Below are 6545 nucleotides of genomic sequence, written 5' to 3' on the forward strand. Positions count from 1 at the left end.
CCGATCTAGCGCCGGCCGGTCGAGGCTCTCGCCAGGCGCCAGGCTCACCGAGAGGTGGTAGACGGGCGTCTCAGTGCCGCGCAGGGCGCGGCTCGCGGTCGCCCGCATGACCTGTGCGGCCTGCTCGGGTTTGTTGATCGCGAGGTTCCGGGTCGACGTCCAGACAGCGCGGTCCGGGGAAGCGCCGTTCCTGCCGTGGAGGAGGTAGTTCTGGAGGCCACCGAACCCCCGGCCGGTGACGGGACGGCTGCCGATCACAGGAGCCGGGAGAGGACGGTGCGGAGCCGGGCGTCGAGGCTTTCGAGGCGCTCGGCGTCGAGCCGCCCGATGGTATGAGCGTGCCGGGTGAGCTCGTTCAAGTTCTGGCCGATCCTGGCGAGCTGGTAGATCAGCTCCTCGTCGGCCCGGGAGGAGAGCCGGTAGCCGACAGCGGCCTCCCGGATGAAGCGGTTGGGCGGCATGCCCAGGGTCGTCGCCATCCGCTCGATGCGGGCGAACTCCTCCGGGTGGAAGCGGATCCCCCGGCGGACGGACCGGGGCTCTGAGAACCGCGTGCGGCCCGTTCGGGGCGCCCGCGGAGGATCGGGCCACTCGCGAAGTGTGGCCGCCCGGATGTAGCTCACCGGGCGGAGTCCGCGTCGGCGAGCTTCGAAGCGAACTGTGCGCCATTCGTCCTCGCCCCACCGGACGGAGCGGACCACAGTGCGGAGTCGTTCGCGCCGCCTCACGCGATCACGCCACGGACTTTCCCGCGGGAGAATGTTCGCCGCGGAGAGTGGCCGTGTCTTCCCGCTCCGAGCACTCGAAGGGCTGCGAGACCGCGAAGGGGAACCCGGAGCGGGGCGGGCAAGCATCCGACGGGGACCCGGACGTAACACGTTCGGGGGCCTGTCGGTCTTGCTTGCTCCCGATCAAACACCGATTTCACTGCAGCTTGGGTTCTTGCGCTCTCGAGCCTCCCAACGACCACCACTCACCCGCTCCACCGAAGCTCGCTAGGCGGGCCGGCTCTCATCCGATCTCGCCCGCTTCTCCCAAAGATGGCCATCCCTACCCTTATGGCCTTCTTGGCCATCTTTGGGTTCCATGGCCACCTTCGAACTCTCAGCTCCCGGGAGAGCCCAGCACCATTTGCCCTGAAACCCGGTCTTCCTCACCTTGACCTTGAGCTGGCTCTTGGCGCGCCTCAAGGTCTTCTCCGACACCCCGGCCGCCTTCGCCCCCTGGAGCACATCCTTCGAGGCCTGCGGTCCATCGGCGAGAAGCTCCACCAGAAAATCCTTGGCCTCCCCGATTGCCGTGCGCTCCTCGGCGGTGCGGTCGTCCTGGAGGAGATCCCACGCCGTCAGCTGGCTCCACCCCGACCAGGCGAAGACGCCTTGCCGAATCGTGTAGGCGAGCGAGCGGCCAAGTCGCGCCAGATTGCTTTTCAGGTGAATGACCACCCGGTTCTCGGCGTCCTCGGGGTCCGAGCCGACCAGGAGCACGCTCCGGGCCGCCGCGGTGAAGTCGATCGACCCGTGCCCGCGGTAGAGGGAGTGGGTGCCCTGAGACTTGTTCAGGTGCCGGATCGCCACGACCGCCGTGCGGGTCTTCGCCGCCAGCCGCGCCAAGGGCCCGAGGACGGCCCGGACCTGGTTCGCTCGATGGAGGTCGGTTCGGGCTCCGACGTAGGCGACCACCGGGTCGATGACGACGAGGCGCGGCTCTCGCTCACGGATGGCCCGCTCGAGGACTCCGAGGCCTTGGGGTGCGCTCAGGTCCAGGAGGTCTTCGACGCCGAAGATCCGGTCGACGTCGGCTCCCAGCCGATCGAGCCGCGGTCGAAGCGTGTCCGCCAGGCCGTCTTCCGCAGTCAGGATCAGAGTGTTCCAGGGTTCGAAGGCGCCTGCGCCCGGGAGGTCATGGCCGCGCGATCCGCTGGCCGCGATCGCTGCCGCGAGGAAGCTCTTACCCTGGCCCGGGTCGCCCTCGAGGAGCGTTAGCTTCCCCACCGGCAGATAGGGCTTCCAGAGGAACTCCACAGATTCGGGCGTGACCTCAGCGAGAGGCCGGAACTGGTTGCGCTCGGCCGAGGTGGCAAATGCCGATGCGTTCCCGAGACGAGCCTCGAGTGCCGCCAGCGCCTCCGGGATCCGCGCCGGCACCGAGTCTCCCAGCTCGCCGAGGAACTTCTCGGCCGAGACCGCGGCCTGTCGAAGAGCGCGGAGCTCTTTCAGGCGGTCGATGTAGCCATCGAGGTTGGAAGGAATGAGGTTGAGATCCAGCGAGGCGATGTATGCGCGGCCGCCGACGTCGACCAAGTCGCCGGCCTGCTCGAGCGTGTCGATAAGCTGAGGGATGTCCGCGCGACGACCTTGGCTGGCGAGAACCTGGATTGCGCGGAAGATCGTTCGGTGGCACTCGGAAGCGAAATCAGCCGGTTCCAGGCGCGCCAGAGTAGCCCCGATATCGTCCGCATGCTGCAGACCACCGAGTACCGCGCGCTCGAGCTCGGGGCTCTCGGGAAGTTCTAGATGGCCTCGAGTTCGGGCCTGAGATCGCGGGCGTCGCTTGCGCGAGCTGCTCACCTGGGGAGCTCTTCACTCGTCGAGTGCTGAATCCGCTCGCTCACCCACTGCTCGATGTCTTGACGCCGGTACCGAACGGCCCGACTCGAGATCTTCACGAACGCCGGGCCATTCCCTTTCCAGCGCCAACACTCGAGCGTACGCTCAGAGACGCCGATTAGCGAGGCGGTCTGAGCCTGGTTGAGAAGAGCTTGCGGGTCGCGTGCGCCGGTCCCGAGATGTGTCTTTGAAGTCCGATGATCCAAGTCCGACGCTCCTTTCCGGTATTTCGTGGGGGCCAGTCCCAAGCGGATCGTGGTCGACGGAACATCGTACTACATAAATAGGATTCAATCAATCGCCGCCTCATACCATTGCCAGCTGGAGCAACTCGCCCCACCTAAATGAACAGGGTGGTCCTCTGGTCTGCCTAAAAAGGCGGTTGCAGGCCCACCTAGAGGGGTGTTGTGTCTTTCGCTCGTGGTGCGATACACGGAACTTGGTGGGTTGTGAGTCCCGTGAGTGGGTAAGAGCCGGATGGGTTCCATGAGTCGCTGGCTTCGACCGCACTAAGCGGCCTCACGCGACAGCACGCACATGCGCTGTGGCGCCCGTCGGTGTGCTCGAAGGGGCCCCGACCCGCCTAGAAAGGAGCGCCTATCGTGGGCAAACAGGGATCGGAATTGCCGCCGTTCAATGACCTTGATGAAACCGCCCTGAGAAAGCTGGACGGTGGACTGCGGCAAATCTTGCGTCGCAGCAACAAGGCACTGGTGCAGTTGGTCCGTACCGAGGAGGTTCGGGGCACGGAGCGACGCCGCGAGATCGATGACTGGGCGCAGAAGGTACCACTCTCCGCGTCGGACGAGGGGCGCCACACCGTCGAGAGGATTCAGCACCAGTTGCGCGAGCGGAGTTTCAGAACTGCGGTACGGAAATGGACCTACGGGTTTCGACCCTCCACGCGGGGCCGAAACCACTCACCGGATGGCCACAGAGAAGGGCAGAGCAACCCCAAGGAGTTGGGAGGATCAATGAACCGATCCACTTTTCGTCGAATCATCGCCGCGAACGTAGCCAGGCTAACCGTAGCTGTCTTGCTCGGGACGCTTCTGTCGCCTGCTTTTCTAGCGGCACAGGTACGGCCCAGGGCCGCTCCTCTGCCAGTCATTGACGCTCGGCAGGCCAACATGCCCGCCTCCGGGCTGGCCGACGCCTTCGTCACTCCTGGTCAGCGCCAGGCCGAGGAGTTGATCCGCTCGCGGTACCCAAATCTCCGCCTGCGCTGGAACCCGCTCACCGGTACTCCGCGCACGCTGTACACGCTGGACGGCTTCCTCACCGCCCCCGAGCACGCCGAGGCGCCGCAGATCCTGCGCTCCTTCGTGGCGCAGAACCAGGCGCTCTTCCGGCTGGCCGGCGCCGACGTGGAGTCGCTAGCGACCTCACGCGACGCCCCGTCGCAGGGCTCGCCACGGCTGCGCCGACGTATCGCTCCGGTGCGCCACGTCGCCCTCGACCAGCGCTTCCAGGGCCGCCAGGTCTACCCCGCCTCTTTGGTCGGCATGGTAACTGCCGAGAACCAGCTGGTCAGCCTCGCCGGTGAGGTGGTGCCGGAGCTCTCGTCGGCGGTGAACACCGCCGAGCCGAACCTGACCGCCATCGAGGCGGTGGAGCGCTCCGCCGCCAGTGTCAACGCGGACTTCACCGCTTCCGAGCATCCACAGATCCAGGCCGCACAGGGCGACGAGCGGCGCCAGAGGTTCGCCGGCGGCAGCGAGTTCCAGGACGACGCGCCGGTACGGTTGATCTACTTCGTGGTCGCCCAGAACGCGGTGCGACTAGTCTGGGAGGTTCTGATTGGCGCGGCCGGTCACGACCTGATGTACCAGGTCCTGATCGATGCCATCGACGGCGATGTCCTCTTGCGCGAGCCAATGACCGACTTCGATACGCCCCAATGGCTAGTGTACGCGGAGCTCCTCGATTCGCCGACGGTTGATCCAAAGGACGACATGCAGCCGTTCGACAGCCCGGCCCCTCTGAGCCCTGGCCCCGCCACCCCCGACGGCTCCCAGGGCGCTGAGATCCCGGCCGTACTGGTGCAGACCAATGGCGACCCAACCCTGTCGCCAGACGGTTGGATTCCCGCCGGCACCGATACCACCACCGGCAACAACGTGATCGCCTTCGTCGACCTGGACTTCGATTCCGACGCCGACCCCGGGGAGCAACCCACCGCCACCATGGTCGACATCGATGGCGAGATGACGCGCACTTTCGACTTCCCCGCGGACTTCACGCTCGCGCCTGAGGATTCTGCCAACGAGGACGCGGCCGCGACGAACGTTTTCTTCTTGGCCAACTGGTACCACGACCGGCTCTACGAGCTGGGCTTCGACGAGGCGGCGGGCAACTTCCAGGCCGTCAACTTCACAGGAAGCGGGGTGGCGGGAGATCGGATGAAGGCACGCCTGCACGTCGGCACCAACAACTCCGGCTTCTACACCCCACCGGCCGACGGGACTTGTTGCCCGCGGCTCAGCGCCTACACCTGGACCGGGCCGACCCCCGACCGAGACTCGGGCTTCGACGCCGAGGTCCTGTTCCACGAGTTCACCCACGGCACTGGCCACCGCATCATCGGGGGCCCCAACGTCAGGGGCCTCGACGGGGGAAGCCAGGCCGGAGGCCTCGGTGAAGGCTACGGCGACATCATGGCCTACTTGCTCTTGGGCCGGCCTGGCGACCCCATCGACGGCACCTACGTCGTCGCCGGCTACGTCACCTTCGAGCTGGATCCGGCGGAATTCACTGGCACCCCAGCCAACTGGGATGACAACTACCACTACGGCATTCGCCACTACCCTTACACCACGGATCTGTGCACCAACCCTTACACACTGGCGGACATTCAGGCGTCAACCTACGACGTGACCCCAATCCCCTCCGCCGGCTGCGAAGCCACGCCGCCGGTCAGTCCCTGGCTGGACGACGACATCGGCGCGATTCACGACACGGGCGAGATCTGGGCCGTAACATTCTGGGAGGTCCGCTCCAACCTGGTTCAGGACTACGGCTTCGCGATCGGCAACGAGCTGGCCCTCCAGCTGCTCGTCGACAGCATGTTCCTGCTGGCCCAGGGGCCGACCTTCATCGAGGCCCGGGACGCCATCCTGATGGCCGATCTGGCGCGCACCGACGGCGCCAACCTGTGCCGCATCTGGGAGGGCTTTGCCAAGCGGGGCATGGGCACCGGCGCACAGACGCCGACGACCGGCTTATTCGTTGAGAGCTTCGACGAGCCCGCCGGTGACTGCCGCCCGCTGCTGGACATGGCCCTGGTACTGGACTTCTCGGACAGCATGAACAGCCCCGAGGCCTGTGACGACCCGCCGCAGGACGTCAAGCTGCAGATCCTCAAGCAGTCGGTGCCAGCTTTTCTCAACGCCTGGGAGCCGTTCGCCGTCTCGGGCGACCGCATCGGCATCATGTACTTCGACGACGACGCCGATCCGCGGACGACGCCGCTGCTTGAGGACCTGCTGGCGAACAAACCCGCCATCCTGGCCGACGTGGACACGCGGCCCACCGGCATCTACACCGCCCTGGGCCCGGGCGTCATCTCGGGCCTGGACGGCCTCGACAATGACATCCGCAAGCGCCACATGGTGGTGCTCTCGGACGGCATCCAAAACGTCAACCCGTCCATCGTCTCGGTGGGCGACGTGGACATCGACGGTGTCGACGAGCACGAGGTGGTGGACGATCCGGCCGCCTGGGGCGGCGACTCGCCCACGGTGGGCGAGCGGCCCGGCGAGTACCTGGACAGCTTCGGCGTGCCGATCCACACCCTCTCCATCGGCTCCGGGCCCGGCACCACCTACGACGAGCTCCTGGCGGCCATCTCCAACGAGACCGAGGGCCTGCACCAGCACACCTGCATCCCGCAGGTCGAGCTAGAGAACTTCCTGACCAACAGCCTGGTGACCGCCC

At 66.4% G+C, this 6545-nt stretch carries 4 protein-coding genes; 1 reads left to right on the top strand and 3 read right to left on the bottom strand.

All coding sequences use genetic code 11. The features are described 5' to 3' along the window. Positions 1–254: 254 nt before the first annotated feature. The 3 genes from GY769_17695 to GY769_17705 form a co-directional block, all read right to left on the bottom strand. Positions 255–623 (bottom strand): hypothetical protein, encoded by a 369-nt coding sequence (locus GY769_17695; protein ID MCP4203755.1) that lies wholly within the window; start codon positions 621–623, stop codon positions 255–257. 372 nt (positions 624–995) lie between these two features. Then, positions 996–2570, bottom strand: coding sequence for an AAA family ATPase (locus tag GY769_17700; protein ID MCP4203756.1), 1575 nt, complete (start codon positions 2568–2570; stop codon positions 996–998). Next, positions 2567–2815, bottom strand: a complete 249-nt coding sequence (locus GY769_17705; GenBank protein MCP4203757.1) for a helix-turn-helix domain-containing protein — start codon at positions 2813–2815, stop codon at positions 2567–2569. The genes GY769_17700 and GY769_17705 overlap by 4 nt, the downstream gene beginning before the upstream one ends. Before the next feature lie 396 nt (positions 2816–3211). On the opposite strand from GY769_17705, the gene GY769_17710 reads away from it, so the two are divergent. Beyond that, positions 3212–6545, top strand: a 3334-nt coding sequence (locus GY769_17710; protein ID MCP4203758.1) for a hypothetical protein, incomplete at its 3' end; no start/stop codon positions are given.

The organism is bacterium, from assembly GCA_024224155.1.
Taxonomy (GTDB): Bacteria; Acidobacteriota; Thermoanaerobaculia; order Multivoradales; family JAHEKO01; genus CALZIK01.